The organism is Oleiharenicola sp. Vm1, from assembly GCF_047777955.1.
GTDB lineage: Bacteria > Verrucomicrobiota > Verrucomicrobiia > Opitutales > Opitutaceae > Didemnitutus.
In genome coordinates, this window is the sequence record NZ_CP180537.1 from 395,357 (window position 1) to 420,241 (window position 24,885).

Consider the following 24,885-nt stretch of genomic DNA (forward strand, 5'->3'; position numbering starts at 1 on the left):
CATCGGCCCGCCGACGGCGGAAGTTTAGGCCGGACTGTCTTTCGTCAGGCCAGCCGGGCGCACTCGCGGTGGCAGGGGCAGCTGACCAGGTGGTCGTTGGTCATGCCCGTGGCCTGCATGAAGGCGTAGCAAATCGTGGAGCCGACGAACTTGAAGCCGCGCTTCAGCAGGTCGCGGCTCAGGGCGTCGGAGACCGGCGTGGTGGCCGGGATCTGGTCGCGGGTTTTCAGCTTGGGCTGGAGCGGCGAGCCGCCGACGAAGGTCCAGACGTAGCGGTCGAAGCTGCCGAACTCCTCCTGCACGGCGAGGAAGGCGCGGGCGTTGAGCGGGGCGGAGGCGATTTTGAGGCGGTTGCGGACGATGCCGGGGTCGGCGAGGAGCGCGGCCTGTTTCCGCGCGTCGAAGCGCGCGACCTTTTCCGGGTCGAAGCCGGCGAAGGCGCGGCGGTAGTTTTCCCGTTTCTGGAGGATGGTGGTCCAGCTCAGGCCGGCCTGCGCGCCCTCGAGGATCAGCAGCTCGAAGAGGTGGCGGTCGTCGTGGGACGGCACGCCCCACTCGGTGTCGTGGTAATGGTGGTGGACCTCGGCTTCGGCCCAGGGGCAGCGGTTTTTCATCGGGCGCGAGACTAGCGCAGCGGCGCGACAGCGTTATGTCAGCAGCGAAGCGGCGGTCGGCGATGGCGAAACCCGTAGGGGTCGAAACGCGCCGGTGCCCGCCGTTCCGCGCCGCCCGGCCTCGTCTCGCGCCCGCAGGAGGAGGCGTCGGCTATTTTGCGTATTACGCAAAATAGGATTCGGCGCGGCTCACTGGCCTTTGTCGCGGTCGAGGCGCTGTTGCTCCAGCCACAGGAGGAGAAAGATCGTCCGCTCTGCGTCCGGCATGGCGGTGCGGGCCTCGAAAAATTCGTGGATGCGGGACGGATCGAGTCCGAGGACACGCGCGAGGCGGGACTTGGCGCCGCGTGGGCGTAGATGCGGGCGGGCGGCTGCGACCAGGGCGAGCCAGAGCGGAGTCTCGACGCCGGGTCGCAGCGTGGCGCCGCGCGATTGGGGTGCCGGTTTCAGACGGCGCCGCAGTTCGCGGGCCAGCGCGGTGGCCGGGATTTCCAGGAGCGAGCCGAGGGCGAGCGTGCGGTTGAGGCGAGCGGAAGGCAGTGATTCCATATTTTGCGTATTACGCAAAATTGGTCGGACGGCAAGGGGACGGCTGAGTGGGACTCGCGGACGGAAGGAGGGGGCGTTTCCGGGTGGGTCGGCGGGCGGGGGGCCGTCGCGGGCGCGCGGTGGCGGGCGCCGGGGCCGGCGGCTCCCGGGCGAAGGCGGGGCCTCATCCTTGCGGGCTAAACGGCAACTGTGCTCTCGCCAAGGCGGGGCGGCTGTGCAGGGTTCCGCGCGTTACCTCTCTATGGCCCTCCAGCAACTGACGGACGAGCAGACGCGGACGTGGACCCGCGCGCAGAAGGACCGGTGGTGGTTCGAGAACATCTATCGGGGCGACATGCCGCAGCTCACGCTGCGGTCCGGCCTGACCGGCTTCGTGACCGGCTTCGTGCTCGCGGCGACCGCGCTCTACATCGCGGCGAAGACCGGCATCTCGATCGGCGTGAACCTCACCTCGGTGATCGTGGCCTTCGCGCTGTTCCGCGTCATGGCGAAGGCGGGCTTCGCGCGCGACCTGACGATCCTCGAGAACAACTGCAGCCAGTCGATCGCCTCGGCCGCGGGCTACATGGTGACGCCGCTGACGACGAGCCTCGCGGCCTACATGGTCGTCACCGGACACATCCTCAGCTGGTGGCAGATGCTGGCGTGGATGGCGGTGGTGGCGCTGCTGGGCGTGCTGGTGGCGTTCCCGATGAAGCGCCGCTTCGTCAACGAGGACCAGCTGCCGTTCCCCGAGGGGCGCGCGGCCGGCGTCGTGCTCGACGCGCTCTACACCGGCCAGGAGGCGGCGGGGCTGTTCAAGGCCAAGCTCCTCGCGGTCACGACGGTCATCACCGGCGTCTGGCAGTTCATCATCAGCGACGGCTGGATGCGCTTCCTGCAGTTCAACGTCCTGCGCCTGCACCAGTGGGCGGGGCTGAAGGAGCCGTGGAATTTCCAGGAGACGGTCGACCTCTACTACTACGGCGCGGCGGCGAAGTATTCGTGGTGGATCCCGAAGATCCTCGGCACCGACATCCGCCAGCTCGGCCTGCGCCTGACCTTCGACGCGGCGATGCTCGGCGTCGGCGGGCTCATGGGCATCCGCGTGGCCACGAGCTGCGTGCTCGGCGCTTTCCTCAACTACGCGGTGCTGGCGCCGATCATGATCCAGCGCGGCGAGATCAAGAGCTACGTCGCCCCGAGCGGGGCGCTTGTGGCCATCTCGCGCGGCGAGATCGTGAACCAGTGGGCGCTGTGGTGGGGCGTGGTGATGATGGTGGTCGGCGCGCTGGTCGGCCTGTTCGGCAAGCCCGAGCTCTTCACCCGGGCGTTCGCGACGATCTTCCGGCGCCGGAGCCCGGCGGAGGCCGCGGCGGCGCGCGAGGGGGACGTCCTGCGCGACATCGAGCTGCCGCTGTGGGTGTCGTTCGTCGGCGTCCCGATCCTCGGCGTGGTCGGGGCGTGGGTGAACCACGCCTTCTTCGGCGTGCCGTGGCTGCTGTCGCTCCTCTCCCTGCCGCTCATCATCCTGCTCGCGGTCATCTGCACGAACTCGATGGCGCTGACCTCGTGGATGCCCACCGGCTCGCTGGCCAAGATCACGCAGTTCACCATGGGCGCGATCGACCGCTCCAACCCCGCCAGCAACATCCTGCCCGCGGGCATGACGGCGGAAATCTCCTCCAACGCCGCCAGCCTGCTCTCCGACATCAAGCCCGGCTACATGCTCGGCGCGAAGCCGCGCCAGCAGGCGATCGGCCACGTCATCGGCATCTTCTCCGGCTCGCTCGCGGTCATCCCGCTGTTCTTCCTGCTCTTCGCCCCGGCGAACAAGGAGGGCGTGCGCTCGACCGCGACGATCATCTCCGAGCAGTTCCCCATGCCCGCCGCCCTGCAGTGGAAGGGCGTCGCGGACCTCATCGCCAAGGGCGTGCACAGCCTGCCGACCTCCGCGGTCGTCTCGATGATCGTGGCGGCCGTGGCGGCGGCGGCGTTCGAGATCCTGCGCCTCAAGAGCCGGGGGCGCTTCCCGATCTCGGCCGTGTCCGTCGGCCTCGGCGTGGTGCTGCCGCCCGCGTCGTGCTTCATGATGTGGGTCGGCGCGATGATCTTCTGGTGGAAGGGCCGCCAGCACGCCGCGCCCGGGACGAAGGGCCACGACTTCTGGGTCGAAGGCTGCGAGCCGATCTGCGCCGGCCTGATCTCCGGCTCCGCGCTGGTCGGCATCGGCAACGCCATCATCAACGTGCTGCTGGGGTAGGGGCCGCGCCGGCCGGCCGCGGCCCACTGACAGGTTTTCCGCTGGCAACCGCCGGGGGCGTTCCGTAACGGTTGGCGCCTCCCATGCCCGACGCCGCCGTCCCTCCCGCCGCCATCCCGAACGTCCTCGCCGAGCGCTACGCCTCGCCGGCGATGAAGGAAATCTGGTCGGCCCACGGCCGCATCCTGCTCGAGCGCGACTACTGGATCGCGGTGATGAAGGCGCAGCGCGACCTCGGCGTCGCCATCCCGACCGAGGCCATCCGCGACTACGAGCGCGTGAAGGGCGAGGTCAACCTTGCCCGCATCGCCGAGCGCGAGCGCACCACGCTCCACGACGTCAAGGCGCGGATCGAGGAATTCTCCGACTTGGCGAAGCGCCAGTTCATCCACCTCGGCCTGACGAGCCGCGACCTGACCGAGAACGTCGAGCAGCTCCAGGTCGCCCGCGCGCTCGAGCTCGTGCGCTTCAAGGCCGTCGCCGCGCTGCACCTGCTCGCCACCCGCGCCGCGGAGCTGCGCGACGTGATGATCACCGGCCGCACGCACAACGTCCCGGCGCAGCCCACGACCCTCGGCAAGCGCCTGGCGATGTTCGGCCAGGAGCTGCTCGTCGCCCACGCCCGGCTCGAGGACCTGATTGCGCGCTACCCGGTGCGCGGCCTGAAGGGCGCGGTCGGCACGCAGCTCGACCAGCTCACCCTGCTCGGCGGCGACGCCGCCAAGGTCGACGAGCTCGAGGCGCGGATCGTGAAGCACCTCGGCTTCAAGGCCTCGCTCGGCGCGGTCGGCCAGGTTTACCCGCGCTCGCTCGATTTCGACGTCGTCAGCGCGCTGCACCAGGTCGGCGCCGCGGCGGCGAGCTGCTGCACCACGCTGCGCCTGATGGCCGGCGCCGGGCTGCTGACGGAGGGCTTCCAGGAAGGCCAGGTCGGCTCGTCGGCGATGCCGCACAAGGTCAACGCCCGCAACTGCGAGCGCGTCTGCGGTTTTTCGACGATCCTCGGCGGCTACGTGACGATGACGGCGAACCTCGCCGGCCACCAGTGGAACGAGGGCGACGTCTCCTGCTCCGTCGTGCGCCGCGTGGCGCTGCCGGACGCGTTCTTCGCCCTCGACGGCTTGTTCGAGACCTATCTCACGGTCCTGCGCCAGATGGAGATCTTCCCCGCCGCGATCGCCGCCGAGAACGAGCGCAACCTGCCCTTCCTCGCCACGACCACGATCCTGATGGAGGCGGTGAAGAACGGCGCCGGCCGCGAGACCGCGCACGAGGCGATCAAGCTCCACGCCCTCGCCGCCGCCAAGGCCCTGCGCTCCGGCGGCAACGCCGACCTGCTGGAATTGCTCGCGGGCGACAAGCGCGTCGGCCTCGGCAAGAAGAAGCTCCAGGCGATCCTCGCCGAAAGCAGCCGCTTCGTCGGCGCCGCGCCGCACCAGGTCGACGAGTTCGTCGGCACCGTGCGTCCGCTCGTGAAGCGGTCGAAGGGCGCCGCCGACTACCGGCCCGGCAAGCTGCTCTGAGCCCCGGCATCGCCCCCGCGCCCGGCTTTTTACTATTTCCCCGGCCGGCGGGAGAATTGGGTTGCCAGTGCCCGCGGGCCGACCTTTTTTGGACCCTCTTTCCGCTTCTTTAACAGCTTTAACTCCACCCACCCATGGCAGAACTCGCAGGCAACTGTCTCATTGGCCAATCCGGCGGCCCGACCGCGGTCGTGAACGCGACCATCGCCGGCATCGTGTCCGAGGCCCTCAATCACGGTAACATCGAGGAAGTCTACGGCGCCCTCAACGGCGTCGCCGGACTCCTGCAGGAGGAGCTGGTCGACCTCGCAGCCGAGTCCCAGCAGGCCATCCGCGGCCTGCGCTACACGCCCGGCGCCGCCCTGGGCAGCTGCCGCACCAAGCTGAAGAAGCCCTCCGAGGTCGAGCGCGCGCTCGAGGTCCTCAAGGCGCACAACATCCGCTACTATTTCCACATCGGCGACGGCGACTCCCAGGAGTCGGCCGCCAAGATCGCCGAGGCCGCCCGCGTCGCCAATTACGACCTGCACGTCATCGGCGTGCCGAAGACGATCGACAACGACGTCCCGACGACCGACCACTGCCCCGGCTACGGCAGCGCCGCGAAGTTCATCGCGACGACGGTCCGCGAGCTCGCGATCGACGCCGACGCCACCGCGCAGAACGACATCGTGACCATCATCGAGGTCATGGGCCGCAACACCGGCTGGCTCGCCGCCGCGTCGACCCTGGCCAAGCGCCGCGACCACCCGAACGACCCGCCGCACCTCGTCTACGTGCCGGAAGTCGCGTTCGACGCCGCCAAGTTCGCCGATGACGTCCGCCGCATCCTCAAGCGCGAGAAGCACTGCGTCATCGTCGCGGGCGAGGGCCTCGTCGACAAGGACGGCAACTACGTCGCGGTCGAGTCCGGCGACGCCGCGGCCGCCGCGCAGTTCGGCGGCGTGGGCGATCACCTCAAGGAGATCGTCGAGTCCCAGGTCGGCGCCAAGGTCCGCCTCACCCGCCTCGGCGTTTCCCAGCGCGCCGCCGCGCACCTCGCCTCGAAGACGGACGCCGACGAGGCGTTCCTCGCCGGCCAGGCCGCGGTCAAGGCCGCCATCGACGGCGAGAGCGAGAAGATGATCACGCTCGTCCGCGGCGACACCGACCAGTATTCCTGCGAGACGGGCCTCGTGGCGTTCACCGACCTCGTCGGCAACACCAAGAAGCTCCCGCGCGAGTGGATCAACGAGGACGGCGTCAGCCTGAACTTCCAGTTCTACCGCTACGCCACGCCGCTGATCCAGGGCGAGGTCACCGTGCCGTTCGAGAACGGCATCCCGTCCTACGTCCGCCTCGCCGCCGAGCGCGTCGACAAGCAGCTCAATCCCTTCGAGGGCTGAGCCCGGTCCGCCGGGCGCGCCACGGTCCGTGGCGCCGCCGCGCAACGAGCGCAAAGATTTCGGAGCCGGTCGCAAGACCGGCTCTTTTGTTTTGGCGCGGCCGGCGGCGAAGCGAAAACACGACTCACCGCCGAGGGGTGCCTCGTGGAAGGTCGGGGCGGTTGTCCTCGACCGCCCCTCGGTCGCGTTGCGGTCCGCACCAGGGCGCTTGGGACAAGCGCCTCTACCGGTCTGCCCGCTGCGGCGCCGCGGCCTGTAGGGCGGGGTCTCCGGACCCCGCCTTGGGATATCATGCCGCCGCGGTGAAGCGGCGGGGTCGGTAGACCCCGCCCTGCAACGGATGCCTCAGGCCTTGGGCGCGGCGTCCTTCTTTTCCTCGGGCTTCTTTTCGGCGTCGAAGTTCGGCTTCTCCAGCGCAGGCTGGCCGCCGATGTAGCGGCTGAGCCAGTGCTGCATCTCCCAGTGCCAGTAGATCGCGTTCTGCGGGTGGAGCACCCAGTGGTTCTCGTCCGGGAACACGACCAGGCGCGAGGGCACGCCCATCGCCTGCAGCACGCCGTAGAGCTCGAGGCCGTTGCCGTAGGGCACGCGGTAGTCGATCTCGCCGTGGAGGACGAGGGTCGGGGTCTTGAAGTTCTTCGCGTAGAACATCGGGTTCTGCCGCTGCATGCCCTCGAGGTTGTCCCAGGGCTTGCCGCCCATCACCTCGGGGAAGCCGTGCGGGACGTCGGTGGCGTATTGGGCGTAGCTGTCGTTCACGCCGGCGTGGTCGATGATGGCCTTGAAGCGGTCGGTGTGGCCGAGCACCCAGGCGGCCATGTAGCCGCCGTAGCTGGCACCGGCGGCGGCGAGGCGCTGCGGGTCGAGGTTCTTGAAGCGGTCGAGCAGGTAGTCGGTCGAGCGCATGATGTCCTCGAACGGCATGTCGCCCCACTGGTTGAGGATGCTGCGGGAGAACTCCTCGCCGAAGCCGGTCGAGCCGTGGCGGTTGACCCAGGTGACGACGTAGCCGGGCGCGGCAAAGACATGGGTGTTCCAACGGTAGCTCCAGCTGTCGCGGCACATGGTGTGCGGGCCGCCGTGCATGAGCTGGACGAGCGGATATTGCTTCGCCGCGTCGTAGCCGGGCGGGAAGACGAGCCAGCCCTGGATCTCGGCGCCGCCGGCGCCGGCGAAGGTGTAGCTCTCGACCCGGCCGAGGTCGAGCTGGGCCATGAAGGCGTCGTTCACGTGCGTGAGCTGGCGCGCCGTGCCGGTGGCGGCGTCGAGCACGAAGAGCTCGGCCGGACGCGAGGTGGTGTCGTTGAGGAACACGATCGTGTCGCGGGCCGCGCGCACGCCGGTCGACGTGCCCTGGCGGTAGACGGCGGTGAAGCCCGAACCGTCGGCGTTGGCCTTGAAGATCGGCACGACGCCGCGGTCCTCGGCGGAGAGCCAGAGCGTCTTGCCGTCGTCGGACACCTGCAGGTCGTCGATCGAGTAGTCGAGCGCGTCGGTGATCGGGACGTTCCGGTGCGCCGCGAGGTCGTGGCGCCAGACCTTGGCGAACTCGCCCGAGTAGTAGGGCGTCTCGGTGCGGGTGAAGTAGATGCCCTGGCCGTCGGGCGCCCAGGTGGGCGAGCTGTCGTCGCCCCTGTTCTCGGGCGTGAGGTTGGTCATCGCGCCGGAGCCGTCGGTCGGCACCAGGTAGATGTCGGCGTTGGGGAAGTCGCGGTAGGGCGGCGGGGTGGAGTTGAACTCGAGGGCGAGGCTCTTGCCGTCGGGCGAGATCTCGTAGTTCACATCGCCGCTGACGGTGAAGAGGCGGTCGACCTGCGGGGTCAGGTCCTGGATCGCCCTCGTCGCGAGGTCGATGCGCACGAGGCGGTTGGCGGCGCTGTCGACGAGGTAGTGGTCGAAGTAGCGATACTGGCGGTTCTCGGTGACCTTCGCGGTCATCTTCGACTCCTTGCGGCGCTTCAGTTCCTGCTTCATCGCGGCGAGGTCCGCCTTGGCCAGCTTGCCGGCCAGCTCGGGCACGACGGTGGTCGCGACCACGAGGCCCTGGCCATCGGGCAGCCACTTGGGATTCGAGACGCCGCCGGGCAGCTCGAGGATCTTCTCGGCCTCACCGCCGCCGAACGGGATGACGTAGAGCGAGGCCGCCTCGTCGTCGCCGCGCTTCGAGGTGAACGCGATCCGGGTGCCGTCGGGGCTCCACACCGGGGAGCTGTCGCCGGCCGCCGCCGTCGTCAGGCGGCGCACCGTGCCGGTGGCGACGTCGGCGAGCCAGAGGTTGGACGTGCTCTTGTTCTTCTCGATCGACCATTCCTGCTGGGTGAACACCACGGTCTTGCCGTCGGGCGAGAGGGCGGGACTGCCGAGGCGCTTGATGGCCCAGAGGTCCTGCGGCGTGAGCGGACGCTTGTCGGCCGCGACTGCGGCCACCGCGAGCGCCAGCGTGAGGAGAAACGCGACAACGCGAGGGATTTTCATTCTGGCGCGAGCAAACCCAACGCCGGGCGCGAGTCAAAGCCGCTGCGGCGCGAAGCGACGAACGGTGTGCGCCGGCGCGCCAACGCCGCGCTTTCAGCGATACTCGATCCACTCGGGCGACGAGTATTGCTCGATCAGGCCGCCGACCTCGTCCTCGGCCAGCTCCGGCCACGGCGTCTCGGTCGCCGCGGCGCCGAGCGCCTGCGCGAGCGCGGCGGCGAAGCGCGCGCCGAAGTCGTCCCAGTCGAGCGCGCCGACGCTGCTTTTCTCGATCGAGCCCTGGAAGAGCAGGCCGTGCTTGTTGCGCTTCTGCGCGGCGCCGGCGACCTTGGCGCCGGTGCGCGGGTTCACGACGTCGAAGAGCTCCGCGCGCTGGAAGCACACGCCCGGTCCCGGCGGGCAGGCGGCGCCCTCCGGCGGCGGCTCGCACACGGCCTTCAGCTCCACCGGCTGGCCCAGCGCCGCGAGCGTCGCCGCCAGACACTCGTGCACCGCGCGGTAGGATTGCGTGGCGCGCGCCTCCTCGAGCGGGTGGCCGCGCGGGATGACGAGCGCGTAGGTCCAGTCGTGGCGATGGTCGACGATGCCGCCGCCCGTCGGCCGGCGGCAGAGGTCGGCCGGCAGGTCCGCCGCGAGCTGCTCGCGCACGAAGGCGATCTTCTGGCTGAAGCCGAAGGTGAACGCCGGGCCGCGCCACTCGTAGTGGCGGAAGCGCGCCGCCGCGGGCTCCGGGTAGCGCTGGAGCAGGAGGAAATCCACCGCCATGTTCTCGGCGGCGCCCGCGGTGCGGACGGGCAGGATGTGCAGGGAGGGGCTGGCGCTCATGGTCGGCCCACGTTTACGCAGCGCGGCGGCGGTGTCCAATCCGCGTTAGCGCCGGCCGGCGCCGCGCCACCACGCCGGCAGCACCAGCCGGGCGACGGCGGCGGCGAAGCGCTCCGGCTTCACGCGCAGCACGCGGTCGAGGGGCGCGAGGTCGAGGGTGAGGTCGCGGGGGCGCGTGGCGGTGAACTCCGGCAGCGCGGCGCGGGGCACCGGCTCGATCCAGTTTTCCGGGAAGCCGAAGTGCGCGCAGACCGCGCGGCCCATCTCCCAGCGCGAGACGGGCTCGGCGCCGGTCCAGTGGAGCACGCCCGCCAGGTCTGGGCGCGCCGCGAGCTCGAGCAGCGCGGCCGCCGTGCTCTCGGCGCTGCACACGGCGCGGATCTCGTCGGTGAAGAGCCGCATCGTCTTCCCGGCCGACCACGCCTCGAGGAATTTCTCGTGCACGCTGCGGCGGCCCCCGAGGCTGTTGCCGGACATCAGCGGCGCGCGCACGACCGCGGCGCCCGGATCGGCGGCGAGCACGGCGCGCTCGGACTCGACCTTCTGGCGGCCGTAGCGGTGCAGGGGATTCACGGGCGACGCGATGGCGTAGGGCGGCGCGGCGCCGTCGAAGACCTGCTCGCTCGACACGTGGACGAAGCGCGCACCCTGCGCGCGCGCCGCGGCGGCGAGCGCGGCGGGCAGGTCGACGTTCACGCGCTGCGCGAGGGCGGGTGCGGCGTCGCAGGCGGCCGGCTCGGCGAGCGCGGCGCAGTTGAGGATCGCCTGCGGGCGCGTCGCCTGGACGAGGGCGACGACCGCCGCCGGTTCGGCGAGATCGAGCGCGACTTGCCGGGCGACGCCCGGGACCGGGTCCGGCCAGCGGCCGACGACGCCGACGACCTCGTCGCCCTGGGCCGCGGCGGCGCGCGCGACGGCGGCGCCGAGCAGACCGGACGCGCCGGTGAGCAGGAGCTTCATCGCGTGTCGAGCAGCCCGCGCACGGAGCGGAGGAGCGTGCTCAGGGCGAAGGGTTTGGGCAGATGGGCGAAGGAGCGCGGCGGGAAGTCGCGCAGGGCGGAGGCCGGCGAATCGATGGAGACCGCCAGCAGCTTGAGCTGCGGATTGCGCTCGCGCAGCGCGCGCCCGAGCTTGACCGCGTCGGTCTCGCTGGCGTCGAGCAGCAGCAGGTGCGGCGCGGTGCCCTTGCCGGCCCGGGCAAGGGCGTCGGCGACACGGGCGAATTCCTGCACGCGGTAGCCGTCCACGGCGAGGATGCCGCTGACCATCTTGCGCAGCACCTCGTCGTCCTCGACGATCCAGAGGGTTTCCGAGCCGCGGGCGCCGGGCAGGGACGGGATGACGGTGCTGTAGACCTGTTCCTGCTCCGCGGTCTCGGGCAGGAAGATCTCGAACGTCGATCCGGCGCCCGGCGTGCTGCGCACGGTCATGTGTCCGTCGCAGCTGCGCACGACGGCGAAGGCCATGGGGAGGCCGAGGCCGGTGCCGTGGGCCTTGGTGGTGAAGAACGGCTCCCAGACGCGGCTGAGCGTCGCCGCGTCCATGCCGGTGCCGGTGTCGGTCACCTGGATCATCACGTAGGCGCCCGGCGGCAGGCCGGGGCGGCGGTGGCCTGCGCGTGATTGGCGGTGCGCACGGTGAGCTTGCCGCCCTGCGGCATGGCATCGCGGGCGTTGAAGCAGAGGTTGAACAGCACCTGCTGGAACTGCGTCGGGTCGATGCGGGTGTTGCCGAGGTCGGAGGCGAGGCGCAGCTCGACCTTCACGGCGTCGCCGGCGACGCGGCGGAGGATCTCGGCGATCTCGCGGATGAGGGTGTTCGGGTTCACCACGCGGACCTCGGTGTCCTGGCGGCGGCTGAACTCGAGGATCTGGCGGGCGAGGCGCGCGGCCTTCTGGCCGGCGCGGTGAATCTCCTCGAGGTCCTTCTGGGCGGCGGGCGCGGCGGCGAGCTTGCCGCGCATGATCTCGCAGTAGCCGTTGATGATCGAGAGCAGGTTGTTGAAGTCGTGCGCGGTGCCGCCGGCGAGCTGGCCGACGGTGTCGAGTTTCTGCGAGTGGAACATCGCCTCGCGCAGCCGGCGCAGCTCGGAGAGGTCGCGGAAGACCGCCACCTGCAGGCCCGGCTCGACGGGGAGAAGTGCCAGCTGGCGAAGAAGGGCGTGCCGTCCTGGCGATGCAGCCAGCTCTCGCCGACGAGGAGGCGCGGGGGATGGAGCCGCCGGCGCGCAGGGGATGATCTCGGTCTTGGGGCCGTGGAGCAGGCGGGTGTTGCGGCCGACCAGCGCCTCGCGCGCGTAGCCGGTGAGCGCGGCGAAGCGGGCGTTGGCGGCGACGATCTCGACGCCGGCCCCGTCCCACTGGTCGCGGGTGAGGATCGCCGCCTCGGGCAACGACTCCAGCAGCGCCACCGCGGCGGGCGCGGGGACGGCGGCAGGCGCCGCAGGGGCGGGAGTGGTCTTTCGGGGGGCATGCGGAAGCGGGCCGGGCTCGGGCGTGATTTGGCGGGCGCGGGCGCGCGGTGTCAAAGCCTGCGTGGCGGGCGGGGCGCGCGTTTCGGGCTTTCCCCGCGCGGCCGGCCGCGGAATAAAACGGCGTGCTCCCCGAACTCACCGGCGCCCATTACGCCCTGCTCTTCACCGCCGGCCTCGTGGCCGGCACGGTCGACGCGATCGCGGGCGGCGGCGGCCTGATCACGCTGCCCACGCTGCTCGGGGCCGGGCTGCCCGCGCCGCTGGCGCTGGGCACGAACAAGCTCGGGTCGGTCTTCGGCACGGCGTCGGCCACGTGGAGCTTCGCGCGCCAGGGGCGGTCGACGTGCGCGAGTGCGGGCGCGGCGTGCTCTTCACGGCGCTCGGGGCGCTGGCGGGGGCGTTCGCCGTGCGCCGGCTCGATCCGGCGCTGCTCGGCCGCGCCATCCCGGGGCTGCTGGCGGCGATCATCGTCTACCTGGTCTTCCGTCCGCGGCTCGGCGAGACGGACCGGCAGCACCGGATGGAGCCGCCGGCGTTCTACGCCCTGTTCGGCCTCGCGCTCGGTTTCTACGACGGCTTCTTCGGGCCGGGCGTCGGGTCGTTCTGGACCATCGCGTTCGTGATGCTGCTGGGACACAATTTCGTGAAGGCCGCGGCGCACACCAAGGTGATGAACCTCACCAGCAACGCCGCGGCGCTCGCGTTCTTCGCCGCCGCCGGCGCGGTGGTGCCCGGGCCGGGCCTGGCGCTCGCCGCGGGGCAGGTCCTGGGCGGCCGGCTCGGCGCGCACCTAGCGCTGACCCGCGGCGCGCGCTTCGTGCGGCCGATCTTCCTCGTGATGGCGACGCTCACGATCGGGAAGCTGATCTACCAGCACTACGTGCAGTGACGCCCGGCGGCGCTCGCGGCGGGAGTTTGCATCGCCGGCGGTTGCGCCCATGCTTCGGGGCATGAAAGCCGTCCAAATCGTCGCCGTGAAGCAACCGGTCGTCCTCCGCGAACTGCCCGCGCCGGTCGCGGCGCCCGGGCAGGCGGTGGTGCAGCTCCGGGCGGCGGCGCTGAACCATCGCGACGTGTTCATCCAGCAGGGGCTGTATCCCGGCATCGCGCTGCCGGTGACGCCCGGCTCGGACGGCGCGGGCGTCGTGGTCGCGGTCGGCCGCGAGGCGGACGCGGCGTGGATCGGGCGCGAGGTGATCATCAATCCCGCGCTCGACTGGGGCAGCGATCCGCGGGCGCAGGGGCCGGCCTTCCGCATCCTCGGCCTGCCCGACGCCGGCACCTTCGCGGAGCAGATCGCGATCCCGGTGGCGAATCTCGCGCCGAAGCCGGCGCACCTGACCTGGGAGCAGGCGGCGGCGCTGCCGCTGGCCGGGCTGACGGCGTGGCGCGCGCTGTTCACCCGGGCGCAGCTGCGCGCCGGCGAGCGCGTGCTCGTGACCGGCATCGGCGGCGGCGCGGCGCTCTTCGCGCTGCAATTCGCCCGCGCGGCCGGCGCGGAGGTCTGGGTGACCTCGGGCGCGCCGGAGAAGCTCGCACGGGCGCAGGCGCTCGGCGCGCGCGGCGGCGTGAATTACCGCGACGCGGACTGGAGCGAGCAGCTGCTCCGGGCGGCGGGCGGCGCGTTCGACGTCGTCATCGACAGCGCGGGCGGCGACGGCTTCACGAAGCTCGTCGATTGCACGAAGCCCGGCGGGCGGATCGCGTTCTTCGGGGCGACGGCGGGCAACCCGAAGCTGTTCGAGATGCGGAAGTGCTTTTTCCGCCAGATCAACGTGCTCGGCACGACGATGGGTTCGCCGGTGGATTTTGCGGGGATGACGGCACTCGTCGCGTCCGCGCAGCTCGTGCCGACGGTCGACCGGGTTTTCCCGCTGGCGGAGACGGAGGCGGCGCTGCGGCACCTGGAGGCGGCGGCGCAGTTCGGGAAGATCGTGCTGAAGCTCTGAGCGGCCGCGCCGTCCGGCGGAAGTCCCGCCGGCGCGGGGCCTCCCCGCGCGGGAGAAGACCTCCGCGGAGCCGGGCGCGCCGCCGTCCGGTCCGGCTGGAAAACCGCCGGGCTTTTCCACGCCAGTCCGGCTTGCGGCCGCGCGGTCGGCCCGGAATCTCGGCGCCTTCGCCATGACGGAATCGCTCACTCTTTTCCCCTTCGCCGACTACTGGTGGTTCTACGGACTCTTCACGCTCTTCGTGCTGGGCATGCTCGCGCTCGACCTCGGGGTGTTTCACCGCGACGCCCACGAGGTGCGGCTCAAGGAGGCCCTGGGCTGGAGCGCCGTCTGGATCGCGCTGGCGCTCGCCTTCGGCTACGGGCTCTACGCCTACGCGCTGCACCGCTTCCCGCTCGATCCGCGGCTGGCCGGGCTCGACCATGCGGCGCTGGCCCGGCAGACGGGACTGGAATACCTCACCGGGTTCGTGGTCGAGAAGTCGCTCTCGGTGGACAACATCTTCGTCTTCGTGGTCGTGTTCGGCTACTTCGCCGTGCCGCCGAAATACCAGCACCGCGTGCTGTTCTTCGGCATCCTCGGCGCGCTGATCTTCCGCGTGATCTTCATCAGCCTCGGCGCCGTGCTGATGAAGTTCCACTGGGTGATCTGGGTGTTCGGCGCCTTCCTCGTGCTGACGGGCCTCAAGATCCTCTTCGCCCCCGAGAAGCCGATCGAGCCCGAGAAGAACCCGCTCATCCGCCTGCTCCGCCGGCTGGTGCCGGTCACGCCGCAGCTGCACGGCCAGAGCTTCTTCACCCGGATCGACGGGGTGTGGCACGCGACGCCGCTGCTGGTCTGCCTCGTGTTCGTGGAGGTGACCGACATCGTCTTCGCCGTCGACAGCGTGCCGGCGATCTTCGCGCTGACCAAGGAGCCGCTGGTGGTCTTCACCTCGAACATCTTCGCCATCCTCGGCCTGCGCGCGCTGTTCTTCCTGCTCGCGGGCGTCATGCACCGGTTCCGTTTCCTCAAATACGGCCTCGGCCTCATCCTGGTGTTCGTCGGCCTGAAGATGGCGTGGCTGAACGACGTCTTCGGGGGCAAGTTCCCCATCGGCTGGTCGCTCGGTATCATCGGTGCGCTGCTTGGCGCGGCGATCCTCGCTTCGGTGCTGTTTCCGCCCCGTGCGGAGGCGGCGGCAAACCGCGCTTGAGCGCGCGGCGTCCCGGAGCAGATTTCGCCTGTGCCCTTTTCCTCGCCCGCCTCCACGTCCGATCCGCTACGCCGCCTCTCGGACGACCTGCACGCGCTCTCCGTCGCCTTCAGCGACCACGCGGTGACGGTCGGCGAGGTGATGGAAAAACTCGGGGCGAGGGCCTCGGCGCTCCTGATCGTGATCTGCTGCCTGCCGTTCTGCTCGCCGATCACGATCCCGGGCATGTCGACCCCGTTCGGGCTGGTGGTGCTCATCCTCTCCCTGCGCTTCGCCGCCGGCCTGCCGCCGTGGCTGCCGGCGCGACTGCGGGCGGTGCGGCTGCCGCCGCGGTTCTTCGCCCGGGTGCTCGAGGCCGGCAGCAAGGTGGTCGGCTGGATCGAGCGCCAGCTGCGCCCGCGCTGGGACTGGCTGACCGATGCCCGCTGGAAAATCCGCCTGCACACGCTGGTCGTGGCCGCGGCCGCGGTGCTGCTGCTCCTGCCGCTGCCGCCGGTGCCGCCGCTGACCAACACCCTGCCGGCGCTGGTGATCGTGATCCTGACCATGAGCGTGCTCGAGCGCGACGGCTTCGGCATCGCGGCCGGCCACGCGCTGTTCGTGCTCACGGTCGGCTACTTCGCCTTCTGGGCGACCGTGATCGTCGAGACGGTCCGACGGATCCTCGAGCGCTTCGCCGGCTGATCAGGTGCCGCGCCGGTTGCCGTAGAGCTCGACGTGCAGCCGGTGCGCGTAGCGGTAGCCGCGGGCCTTGCACAGCTCGCTCAGCCAGCCGGCGCGCGCGCGCAGGCCCTCGAGCGTCGTGCCCTCGGGCATGAGGAGGACCTTGTGCGGCGGGACGACGCAGAGCGTGTCGCGCAGCAGCTCCTCGATCTCGGCCACGTCGGCCTCGTCGCGGACGACGAACTTCAGCTGGTAGTCGCCCGCCGCGATCCACGCCGCGATCGCCTCGGGCTGGCGGCGGAGCGCCTCGTGCTTCCGGCGCCAGGTGTCGTCGAGCCGCGCGTCGGGCGCGGAGTGGGCGAGTTTCGGGCTGAGCGAGGCGAGGTCGAAGGCGATGCCGCGCGGCGGGACGGTGGCGGCGGTCTCGATCGTGACGTGATAGCCGCGCTCCTTGAGCTGGAACGCCAGCTCGTGGATCTCGGGCGCGATCATCGGCTCGCCGCCGGTGAGCACGACGTGTTTCGCCGGGTAGCGCGCGACCGCGGCCAGGATCGCGTCGACCGTCATCGTCGTGCCCTCGGGCGACCAGGAGGCGTAGGGCGTGTCGCACCAGTTGCAGCGCAGGTTGCAGCCGCTCGTGCGCACGAACACCGACGGCACGCCGGTGAGTTCGCCCTCGCCCTGGATGGAGTGGAAGATTTCGGAGATGAGCATCGTCGCGGTGGGCCGGCAGCGCTCGGCGGTCAGCGGCCGGAGCGGTCGGGGTGGGGCGGCCCGGCGGGCAGCGGCGGTGTGGACGCGTAGACCGTTGGGTCGGCCAGCCCGGCCTGCTGGAAGGCCTCGCGGCGCTCGACGCAGGTCCCGCATTTGCCGCAGTGCACGGCGCCGCCCTTGTAGCACGACCAGGTCTGCGCGAAGTCGACGCCGAGCCGCGCGCCCGCGGCCGCGATCTGGCCCTTGTGCAGGGCGATGAACGGCCGCAGCAGCTGGATGCCCGCATACGTGCCGAGCCGCAGCGCTTCGCCCATCGCGCGCATGAAATCCTCCCGGCAGTCCGGATAGATGGCGTGGTCGCCGCCGTGGGCCGCGATCACGAGTCCCTCCGCGCCGACGCTCTCGGCGAAGCCGCCCGCCACCGCCAGCATGATGCCGTTGCGGAACGGCACGACGGTGCGCTTCATGTTCTCGTCCGCGTAGTGCCCCTCCGGGATGTCGCCGCCGCGCTGCAGCAGGTCCGAGGCGAAATGCTCGCCGATGAACGCCAGCGGCACCACCTCGTGCCGCACGCCGAGCGCCCGCGCGTGCGCCGCGGCGAAGGGCAGCTCCCGGGCGTTGTGCTTGGCGCCGTAGTCGAAGCTCAGCACCGCGCGCACGTCGTGCTCCCGCCGCGCCCAGTGGAGCGCGGTCACGGAGTCCATCCCGCCGGAGCAGAGCACGACGACTTTCATCGCCCAAGGATTGGCCACAAAACCGCGCAAAATCCCACCAAAATATCGCCGGTCGGCGCGCCCGCTCCGGAGTCACTCCGGCCTTGCGGCGCCCGCCGTTTGGGTTTTCTCTCCGGGCTCCCTTCCGTCCGTAGGCGGACACAGTTCAATGCTCCTCTTTCACGATCCCTCCTGCGTTGGCTATGGCTCGCACATGCGGCCGGAACAGCCCGCGCGCGTCGCCCGCACCGTCCCGCACCTGCAGACCGCCCATCCCGCCTGGGACTGGCGCGTGCCGGGCCCCTCGACGAAGCCGCGCTGCGGCGCGCCCACACGCCGGCGCTGCTCAAGCGCATCGAGGAGCCGGGCGACATCGACGAGGACACACCGCACTTCCCCGACATCGCCCGGCACGCGCGCCGCGCCGTCGCCGCGGCCCTCGACGCCGCCCACGCCGCGCTGACGGGACAGCGGGCCTTCGCCCTGATGCGCCCGCCCGGCCACCACTGCACGCGCAACCAGGCAATGGGCTTCTGCTACCTCAACCAGATCGCCGTCGCCGCGCTCGAGGCCCAGGCCGACCGCGGCGTGCGCGTGGCGGTGTGGGACTTCGACGCCCACCACGGCAACGGCACCGAGGACATCCTCGAGGGCAAGCCCGGCACCTTCTTCGCCTCCGTGCACCAGAGCCCCGGCTACCCCGGCACCGGCACGCGCTCCACCGTCAACTGCCGCAACTTCCCGGTGAAGCCGCACACCCCGCGCGAGCTGCACCTGGCCGAGCTCGCCCGCTCCTGGGAGGCGGTGCTGAGCTTCAAGCCCGACCTCGTCCTCGTCTCCGCCGGCTTCGACGCCTTCGAAGGCGACCCGATCACCGAGATGACGCTCGCCCTCGACGATTTCGCCACCCTCGGCCGCTGGCTCCGCCAGAGCGGCCTGCCCGCCGCCGCCGTGCTCGAGGGCGGCTACAGCGACCAGCTCCCCCAACTCATCGACGCCTTTCTCACCGCCTGGGACCAGTAACCCTCTCCGCCGCGTGCATACCGTTCCGCATTACCGCCTCCTCGATCAGGCCGACCAACTGGCGCCGCTCTACGCCGCGCTCGATCGCGTCGACGAAATCGCCCTCGATACCGAGGCCGACAACCTCTTCCGCTACCGCACGAAGGTCTGCCTCCTGCAGATCCTCGCCGGCGACGAGATCTTCCTCGTCGACCTGCTCGCCGCGCTCCCGCTCGAGCCGCTCTGGCCGCGCCTCGCCGCCAAGCACCTCGTGATGCACGGCAGCGACTACGACCTGCGCCTGCTGCGCGGACTGTGCGACTTCCGGCCGCGCAGCCTGTTCGACACCATGTTCGCCGCCCAGCTGCTCAACATCCCGCGCTTCGGTCTCGCCGCGCTCCTCGAGCAGCACTTCGGCGTCAAGCTCGACAAGGACCACCAGAAGGCCAACTGGTCGCAGCGCCCGCTCGACCGCGACATGCTCGACTACGCCGCGATGGACGTGCACTTCCTGCCCGGCCTGCGCGACCAGCTCACCGCCCAGCTCGCCGCGCTCGGCCGCGTCGAGTGGCTCCGGCAGAAATGCCAGTGGCAGATCGACGTCGCCGGCGAGGGCTTCGCCGGCCCCGACGAGAACTCCTGGCGCGTCGGCGGCGCCGAGAAGCTGGGCGGCCGCGGCCTCGCCGTGCTCTACCAGGTCTGGCACTGGCGCGAGCGCTGGGCCGAGAAGCTCGACACCCCGCCCTTCAAGGTCACCGGCAACGAAATGCTCATGCGCGTCGCCCGCGCCGCCGACGACGGCCTGCCGCTCGCGGACGTGCTCAAGGTTCACCTCGGCCGCCGCCACGACCGCCTCTACCCGAGCCTCGCCGAAGCCGTCCGCCACGGCCTCGCCACCGACCCGCGCTCCCTGCCGCGCCGCGAGCGCCGCCGCGAGTTCGCCCCGCTCACCCCCGAGGAACTCGCCCGCCAGGACCGGATCAAGGCCGACCGCGACCGCCTCGCCCAGAGCCTGAATCTCGACCCGACCATGATCGCCACCCGCTCCCAGCTCGTGCAGATCGCGCGCAGCCCCGCCACGATCGCCGAGGTGCTGCTGCCGTGGCAGGCCGAGTTGCTGCGCTCCGAACCCGCCTGGAAAAGCTGACGCCTGCGATCGGCCCCGCGGCGCGCGCCGACCCCGGAGTTGCCCGGGCCCGGCCTGCGCCGCCGGCCGCCCCAACCGAGATGACCGAATCGGCCAACATCGCCCGCCACCTGCCGCTGATGGCGGCCCGCCAGCCCGACCACCCCGCGGTGAAGATCCCGCGCGGCCGCACCGGCGGGCGCATCGACTACCTCACGCTCTCCTTCCGCGAACTCGACGCCGAGGTCGACGCCTGGGCCGCCCACCTCACCGCCCAGGGCGTGCGTCGCGGCGACCGCGTGCTCGTCATGGTGCGCCAGGGCCTGCCGCTCATCGCCGCGGCCTTCGCCCTCTTCAAGCTCGGCGCCGTGCCGGTCATCATCGACCCCGGCATGGGCCGCGCGAGCTTCCTCGCCTGCGTCGCCCGCTCGCGCCCGCGCGTGCTCCTCGGCATCCCGCTGGCGCAGCTCTTCAGCCACGTCTTCCGCGCGGCGTTCGCCTCCGTCGAGGTCCGCGTCTGGGTCAGCGGCTCTCCGACCGCTCGCGCTCCCCGATCCAAAATCGAGAATCAAAAATCGAAAATGGTGAACAGCAGCGCCGCTGATCTGGCGGCGGTGCTGTTCACCAGCGGCTCCACCGGCGCGCCCAAGGGCGTGTGCTACGAGCACGGCATGTTCGACGCGCAGGTGCGGCTCGTGCGCGACACCTACGGCATCCAGCCGGGCGAGGTCGACCTGCCGATGCTGCCGATCTTCGCTCTCTTCAACCCCGCGCTGGGCATGACCACCGTCGTGCCCGAGATCGATCCCTCGCGTCCCGCGACGGTCGATCCGGCGAAGATCCTCCAGGCCATCCAGCAGGAGCGGGTGACGAACTCCTTCGGCTCGCCGACCCTCTGGCGCAAGATCGCCGCGCACGCGCGGGCGGAGGGCGTCACGCTGCCGACGCTGCGGCGCGTGCTCATGGCCGGCGCGCCGGTGCCGCCCGCGCTGTTCGCCGACGTGCAGGCGCTGCTGCCGCACGGCACCGCGCACAGCCCCTACGGCGCCACCGAGTCGCTGCCGATCGCCTCCATCGCCGCGCCCGAGGTGCTGGGCGAAACCAGCATCGCCTCGCTCGCCGGCGAGGGCACCTGCGTCGGCCGCCCCGTGCCCGGGATCGAGGTGAAGATCGTCGCGCTCACCGACGCCCCGCTCGCCACCCTCGCCGCCGCCCGCGAGCTCCCGCCGGGCGAGATCGGCGAGATCATCGTCTGCGGCCCGGTCGTGACCAAGCTCTACGACGCCCTGCCCGAGGCCACCGCCGCGGCCAAGATCGCCGACGGCGCGCGCGTCTGGCACCGCCTGGGCGACGCCGGCTACCGCGACGTCCAGGGCCGCCTGTGGTTCGTCGGCCGCAAGGCCGAGCGCGTCGAGATGCGCGAGGGCATCCTGTTCCCCGACCAGGTCGAGCCGATCTTCAACCAGCACCCGGACGTCCGTCGCACCGCCCTCATCGGCCTCGGCGCCCGCGGCGAGCAGCGCCCCGCCATCGTGGCCGAGCCGGTCTCGCGCGAGGTCGTCGCCACGCCCTCGCTGCGCCGCAAGCTCGTGCGCGAGCTTCGCGCCCTAGGCGCCGGCCGCCGCCACACCGACCGCATCCGCCTCGCGTTCCTGCACCCGGCCTTTCCCGTCGACGTCCGCCACAACGCCAAGATCCATCGCCTCGCGCTCACGCGGTGGGCCGAGAACCACACCGCCTACGAGCTCGACAAGCGCGACGTGCCCGCCGAGGCCCTGAAGCGATGAACGCCGCCGTCTTCATCACCGGAGCCAGCGGCTTCATCGGCGGCCAGCTCGCCCAGCGCCTCCTCGCCGCCGGCCGCGCAGTCCGCGTGCTCGCCCGCCGCCCGCTGCCCGACTTGGAAAGACTCGGCGCCCGCGTCGTCCCCGGCGACCTCGCCGACCCCGCCGCGCTCGCCCGCGGCATGGAGGGCGTCGGCACGGTCTTCCACGTCGCCGGCCGCGTCGGCGTCTGGGGGCCGGACGAGGACTTCTTCCGCGTCAACGTCGAGGGCACGCGCCACGTGCTCGCCGCCTGCCGCGCCGCGCGCGTGCCGCGGCTGGTCTACACCAGTTCGCCCAGCGTCGTCTTCCACGGCGGCGACCTTGCCGGCGTCGACGAATCCGCCCCGCTCTGCACCCAAGCGCCCTGCGCCTACCCGACGAGCAAGGCCGCCGCCGAGCGCCTCGTCACCGCCGCCAACGACGCCGCCCTCGCCACCGTCTCGCTCCGTCCGCACCTCGTCTGGGGGCCCGGCGACCGCAACATCATCCCGCGCGTGCGCCAGCTCGCCCGCCGCGGCCGGCTCAAGATCATCGGCCCCGGCCGCAACCTCGTCGACTGCACCCACATCACCAACGTCGTCGACGCCCACCTCCTCGCCGAACACGCCCTCGCCCACGCCGATTACCCGCCCGGTTCGCGCCCGGTTTGTAACCTATTAGGTTACAGTCCCTCCGACTCCGCTAGGGACACTGACAGAAAATGTAACCTATTAGGTTACACTGCGAGCGGCGCACGCGATCCGCGCGGCCGCGCCTACTTCATCACCAACGGCGAGCCGGTCGTGCTCTGGGACTGGATCAACGAGCTCCTCCGCGGCCTCGGCGAGCCGCCGGCGACGAAGCACGTCTCGCTCGCGACCGCCTACCGCGCCGCCGGCGTGCTGGAGTTGCTCTGGCGCGTGTTGCCGCTGAAAGGCGAGCCGCCCACGACCCGCTTCGTCGTGAAGGAGCTGGCGACCGACCACTGGTTCCGGATCGACGCCGCCCGCCGCGACCTCGGCTACGCGCCCCGCGTGACGATGGCCGCCGGCACGGCGGAGCTGATCGCGCATTACCGCGCGGGGAACGAATGCTGATTTCGGGCGCGGGCAGGGGCGGTTGTCCCAACCGTCCTTGAACGAGTGGGTGGCTGTGTTGCGGGCGCCGGGGCGCTGGTCCTCAACCGCCCTCGCTGGCACCGCGGCTCGCGCGACGATCCGGAAGGGACGTTGAGGGCAACGGCCCCTGCCGTCCGAGCCCGCGCCAGACGCGCCTCACCCGTTCCGCTGCCGCACGGCTTCGAAGAGCGTGATGATCGTCGCCATCGCGACGTTGAGCGAGTCGGCCTGGCCCGCCATCGGGATGCGCACGAGCACGTCGGCGCCCTTCATCCAGAACTCGCTCAAGCCATACTGCTCGCTGCCCATGACGACGGCGAGCGGACCGCGCAGGTCGGTCTGCGTGTAGAGATTGTCGGTGTGCGGCGTGGTGGCGGCGGTGCGGATGCCCTTCGCCTTCAGCCACGCGTGCACGGTGGGGGAGTCGGCGACGACGACCGGCACGGAGAACAGCACGCCGGTGGACGCGCGCACGACGTTGGGGTTGAAGAGGTCCGTCACCGCATCGCACAGGATCAGCGCGTCGCAACCCGCCGCGTCGGCGCTGCGGAGGATCGTGCCGAGATTGCCCGGCTTCTCGATCGATTCGCAGACAAGCAGGAACGGCGGACGCTGTAGGGCGAGGTCTCCTGACCCCGCCGCGCCTGCCGTTGCGGTCTGCGTTCCAGGAGCAGGCGGGGTCGGGAGACCCCGCCCTACAATCTGCTCCAAGTCGTCGAGCGTGCGCTTCCACTGCGGCGCGACGGCGAGCAGGCCGTCGGGGCGCTCGCGGTAGGCGCACTTGGCGAAGGCGTCCTTCGACAGCTCGAACAGCTGTGCCCCCGCCGTGCGCGCCTGTTCGATCAGCGCCGGCTCGTTTTCGCCCAAGAACCAGTCGGGCGAGAAATAAAGCTCCTTCAGCTGCACGCCCTTCTCCAGCGCCCGCCGCACCTCGCGGTAACCCTCGACGAGGAACAGCCCGAGCTCGTCGCGCTCGCGCCGCTCGCGCAGGCGCACGAGCTGCTTCACGCGCGGATTCTGGAGGCTGGTGATCTTTTCGGGGAGGAGGCCCACGGAACACACGGAAGACACGGAAAAGAGCCTCAGCAATTTCCTTTTACCGCCCCCTTCCGTGTGTTCTGTGTGTTCCGTGGGCCGAAACAAGAAATTCAACGACCATCCCTTCCCGTATCGCACCGAGCTCGAGCTGGAAATTTCCACGCTCACGAATCTCGGCGTCGGCCTCGGGCGCGTGCAGTTGCCCACCGCCCCATCCTCGAGCCCCACGCGCACCCCGGAAGTCGCGGGCACGGAAATCGAGAATCGGGAATCCAAAATCCAAAATTCGTCCGGCTGGGTCGTGATGGTGCCGTTCACGCTGCCCGGCGAGCGCGTGAAGGTCCGCGTCTACCGCAACCACAAGAATTTCTCCGAGGCCGACCTGCTCGAGGTGCTCACGCCCTCGCCGCACCGCATCGCGCCGCGCTGCGAGCTCTTCGGCCGCTGCGGCGGCTGCCAATACCAGCACCTGACCTACGCCGAGCAGCTGGCCTGGAAGCGCCGGCAGGTCGAGGAGCTGCTGCGGCACATGGCGGACGTCGAGTTCCCGGTCGCGCCCGTCATCGGCTCGCCGCGCGAGTTCGGCTACCGCTCGAAGATCACGCCGCACTTCCACGTCGGCCGCCCCGACGATCCGCGCACGCCGCCCGCGGCGGAGACGCCGATCGGCTTCCTCAAGCAGGGCACGCGCTTCGAGCTGGTCGACGTGCCGGCGTGCCCCATCGCCACGCCCGAGATCAACGCCCAGCTCCCCGCGGTCCGCGCGCGGACGCGCCAGCGGCTCGCCGCCGGCGAGTTCAAGCGCGACGCCACGCTCCTCCTCCGCCACGCGCAGGAGGGCGTCATCACCGACTACGACGCCGTGATCCACGAGAAGGTCGGCGACCTGAAGCTCCACTTCCTCGCCCGCGACTTCTTCCAGAACAACCCGTTCATCCTCCCGGCGTTCACCGGCTACGTGCGCGAGCAGGCCCGGGCCAGCGGCGCCCGCCTCCTCGTCGACGCCTACTGCGGCAGCGGCCTGTTCGCGCTGAGCTGCGCGCCGGCCTTCGAGCGCGTGGCGGGCGTGGAGGTGAGCGAGACCTCGGTGCGGTTCGCGCGCGAGAACGCCGCCGCCAACGGCATCGCCAACGCCACCTTCTCCACCGGCGACGCGGCCACGATCTTCGCCGGACTCGACGCGTCCTTCGCGCCGGCCGACACCGCGGTGGTGATCGATCCGCCGCGCAAGGGCTGCGACGAGTCGTTCCTCGCCCAGCTCTTCACCTTCGGCCCGCGCGCGGTCGTCTACGTCTCCTGCGACCCGGCCACGCAGATGCGCGACCTGAAGAGCTTCCTCGCCGCCGGCTATGAACTGACGGCGGTGCAGCCCTTCGACCTCTTCCCGCAGACGCGCCACCTCGAGTGCGTGATCACGCTGCGCCGCACTGCGCATCGCTTGGCGTAAAGATTTTCATGCCAACCCGCGCGGAGCCG

General features: G+C 71.0%; 21 protein-coding genes and 1 pseudogene. 12 read left to right on the forward strand and 10 right to left on the reverse strand.

The window, feature by feature from the left end:
- Positions 1–44: 44 nt before the first annotated feature.
- Together ACMYLB_RS02685 and ACMYLB_RS02690 are read right to left on the reverse strand one after the other, a co-directional pair.
- Positions 45–614 carry a DNA-3-methyladenine glycosylase I gene (locus ACMYLB_RS02685; RefSeq protein WP_415909436.1) on the reverse strand — a complete coding sequence of 190 codons (570 nt, stop codon included), beginning with the start codon at positions 612–614 and terminating at the stop codon, positions 45–47.
- A gap of 189 nt (positions 615–803) precedes the next feature.
- Complete coding sequence (locus ACMYLB_RS02690) at positions 804–1,163, reverse strand: hypothetical protein (protein ID WP_415909437.1); 360 nt, start codon at positions 1,161–1,163, stop codon at positions 804–806.
- A gap of 241 nt (positions 1,164–1,404) precedes the next feature.
- On the opposite strand from ACMYLB_RS02690, the gene ACMYLB_RS02695 reads away from it, so the two are divergent.
- The 3 genes from ACMYLB_RS02695 to ACMYLB_RS02705 all read left to right on the forward strand — a co-directional run bounded on the left by ACMYLB_RS02695 (position 1,405) and on the right by ACMYLB_RS02705 (position 6,313).
- Positions 1,405–3,405, forward strand: coding sequence for an OPT family oligopeptide transporter (locus tag ACMYLB_RS02695; RefSeq protein WP_415909438.1), 2,001 nt, complete (start codon positions 1,405–1,407; stop codon positions 3,403–3,405).
- 83 nt (positions 3,406–3,488) lie between these two features.
- A complete protein-coding gene (gene purB / locus ACMYLB_RS02700; RefSeq protein ID WP_415909439.1) occupies positions 3,489–4,928 on the forward strand; it encodes an adenylosuccinate lyase in 1,440 nt (479 codons plus the stop codon).
- A gap of 134 nt (positions 4,929–5,062) precedes the next feature.
- Positions 5,063–6,313, forward strand: coding sequence for a 6-phosphofructokinase (locus tag ACMYLB_RS02705; RefSeq protein WP_415909440.1), 1,251 nt, complete (start codon positions 5,063–5,065; stop codon positions 6,311–6,313).
- A 345-nt stretch (positions 6,314–6,658) separates the two neighbouring features.
- Here ACMYLB_RS02705 and ACMYLB_RS02710 read toward each other — a convergent pair whose 3' ends face one another.
- From ACMYLB_RS02710 to ACMYLB_RS02730, 5 genes are all read right to left on the reverse strand, one after another.
- On the reverse strand, positions 6,659–8,788 hold the full coding sequence (locus ACMYLB_RS02710; RefSeq protein ID WP_415909441.1) for a prolyl oligopeptidase family serine peptidase: 2,130 nt from the start codon (positions 8,786–8,788) through the stop codon (positions 6,659–6,661).
- A 93-nt stretch (positions 8,789–8,881) separates the two neighbouring features.
- Positions 8,882–9,613, reverse strand: a complete 732-nt coding sequence (locus ACMYLB_RS02715) for a lipoyl protein ligase domain-containing protein (RefSeq protein WP_415909442.1) — start codon at positions 9,611–9,613, stop codon at positions 8,882–8,884.
- Between the two features lie 45 nt (positions 9,614–9,658).
- Positions 9,659–10,573: an SDR family oxidoreductase gene (locus ACMYLB_RS02720; RefSeq protein ID WP_415909443.1), complete on the reverse strand. Its 915-nt coding sequence runs from the start codon at positions 10,571–10,573 to the stop codon at positions 9,659–9,661.
- Complete coding sequence (locus ACMYLB_RS02725; protein ID WP_415909444.1) at positions 10,570–11,187, reverse strand: ATP-binding protein; 618 nt, start codon at positions 11,185–11,187, stop codon at positions 10,570–10,572. Before ACMYLB_RS02725 ends, ACMYLB_RS02720 begins: the two co-directional genes overlap by 4 nt.
- Complete coding sequence (locus ACMYLB_RS02730; RefSeq protein WP_415909445.1) at positions 11,187–12,023, reverse strand: two-component system sensor histidine kinase NtrB; 837 nt, start codon at positions 12,021–12,023, stop codon at positions 11,187–11,189. Before ACMYLB_RS02730 ends, ACMYLB_RS02725 begins: the two co-directional genes overlap by 1 nt.
- 239 nt (positions 12,024–12,262) lie before the next feature.
- Between ACMYLB_RS02730 and ACMYLB_RS02735 the strand changes: the two are divergent.
- The 4 genes and pseudogenes from ACMYLB_RS02735 to ACMYLB_RS02750 all read left to right on the forward strand — a co-directional run bounded on the left by ACMYLB_RS02735 (position 12,263) and on the right by ACMYLB_RS02750 (position 15,914).
- Positions 12,263–12,975, forward strand: a pseudogene (locus ACMYLB_RS02735) (TSUP family transporter).
- Positions 12,976–13,036: 61 nt separating this feature from the next.
- Positions 13,037–14,035 (forward strand): zinc-binding dehydrogenase, encoded by a 999-nt coding sequence (locus ACMYLB_RS02740; protein ID WP_415909446.1) that lies wholly within the window; start codon positions 13,037–13,039, stop codon positions 14,033–14,035.
- 172 nt (positions 14,036–14,207) lie between these two features.
- Complete coding sequence (locus ACMYLB_RS02745) at positions 14,208–15,230, forward strand: TerC family protein (RefSeq protein ID WP_415909447.1); 1,023 nt, start codon at positions 14,208–14,210, stop codon at positions 15,228–15,230.
- A 30-nt stretch (positions 15,231–15,260) separates the two neighbouring features.
- Positions 15,261–15,914 carry an exopolysaccharide biosynthesis protein gene (locus tag ACMYLB_RS02750; protein WP_415909448.1) on the forward strand — a complete coding sequence of 218 codons (654 nt, stop codon included), beginning with the start codon at positions 15,261–15,263 and terminating at the stop codon, positions 15,912–15,914.
- Here the strand turns inward: ACMYLB_RS02750 and ACMYLB_RS02755 are convergent, their stop codons facing one another.
- Positions 15,915–16,607: a 7-carboxy-7-deazaguanine synthase QueE gene (locus tag ACMYLB_RS02755; RefSeq protein WP_415909449.1), complete on the reverse strand. Its 693-nt coding sequence runs from the start codon at positions 16,605–16,607 to the stop codon at positions 15,915–15,917.
- A 29-nt stretch (positions 16,608–16,636) separates the two neighbouring features.
- Positions 16,637–17,341 (reverse strand): 7-cyano-7-deazaguanine synthase QueC, encoded by a 705-nt coding sequence (gene queC / locus ACMYLB_RS02760; RefSeq protein ID WP_415909450.1) that lies wholly within the window; start codon positions 17,339–17,341, stop codon positions 16,637–16,639.
- A 99-nt stretch (positions 17,342–17,440) separates the two neighbouring features.
- Here queC and ACMYLB_RS02765 point away from each other — a divergent pair, with 99 nt between their 5' ends.
- The 4 genes from ACMYLB_RS02765 (at position 17,441) to ACMYLB_RS02780 (ending at position 22,350) form a co-directional block, all read left to right on the forward strand.
- Positions 17,441–18,343, forward strand: coding sequence for a histone deacetylase family protein (locus ACMYLB_RS02765; RefSeq protein WP_415909451.1), 903 nt, complete (start codon positions 17,441–17,443; stop codon positions 18,341–18,343).
- A 13-nt stretch (positions 18,344–18,356) separates the two neighbouring features.
- The gene (locus ACMYLB_RS02770; protein WP_415909453.1) at positions 18,357–19,469 is read left to right on the forward strand and encodes a ribonuclease D; all 1,113 of its coding nucleotides are present in this window, start codon (positions 18,357–18,359) and stop codon (positions 19,467–19,469) included.
- 80 nt (positions 19,470–19,549) lie between these two features.
- The gene (locus tag ACMYLB_RS02775; RefSeq protein WP_415909454.1) at positions 19,550–21,235 is read left to right on the forward strand and encodes a fatty acid CoA ligase family protein; all 1,686 of its coding nucleotides are present in this window, start codon (positions 19,550–19,552) and stop codon (positions 21,233–21,235) included.
- Positions 21,232–22,350, forward strand: a complete 1,119-nt coding sequence (locus ACMYLB_RS02780; protein WP_415909455.1) for an NAD-dependent epimerase/dehydratase family protein — start codon at positions 21,232–21,234, stop codon at positions 22,348–22,350. The genes ACMYLB_RS02775 and ACMYLB_RS02780 overlap by 4 nt, the downstream gene beginning before the upstream one ends.
- A gap of 177 nt (positions 22,351–22,527) precedes the next feature.
- Here ACMYLB_RS02780 and ACMYLB_RS02785 read toward each other — a convergent pair whose 3' ends face one another.
- Entirely contained in the window at positions 22,528–23,424 is an 897-nt protein-coding gene (locus ACMYLB_RS02785) for a TrmH family RNA methyltransferase (protein WP_415909456.1), read from the reverse strand.
- Between the two features lie 67 nt (positions 23,425–23,491).
- On the opposite strand from ACMYLB_RS02785, the gene ACMYLB_RS02790 reads away from it, so the two are divergent.
- A complete protein-coding gene (locus ACMYLB_RS02790) occupies positions 23,492–24,856 on the forward strand; it encodes a class I SAM-dependent RNA methyltransferase (RefSeq protein WP_415909457.1) in 1,365 nt (454 codons plus the stop codon).
- The last annotated feature ends 29 nt before the right edge of the window (positions 24,857–24,885 follow it).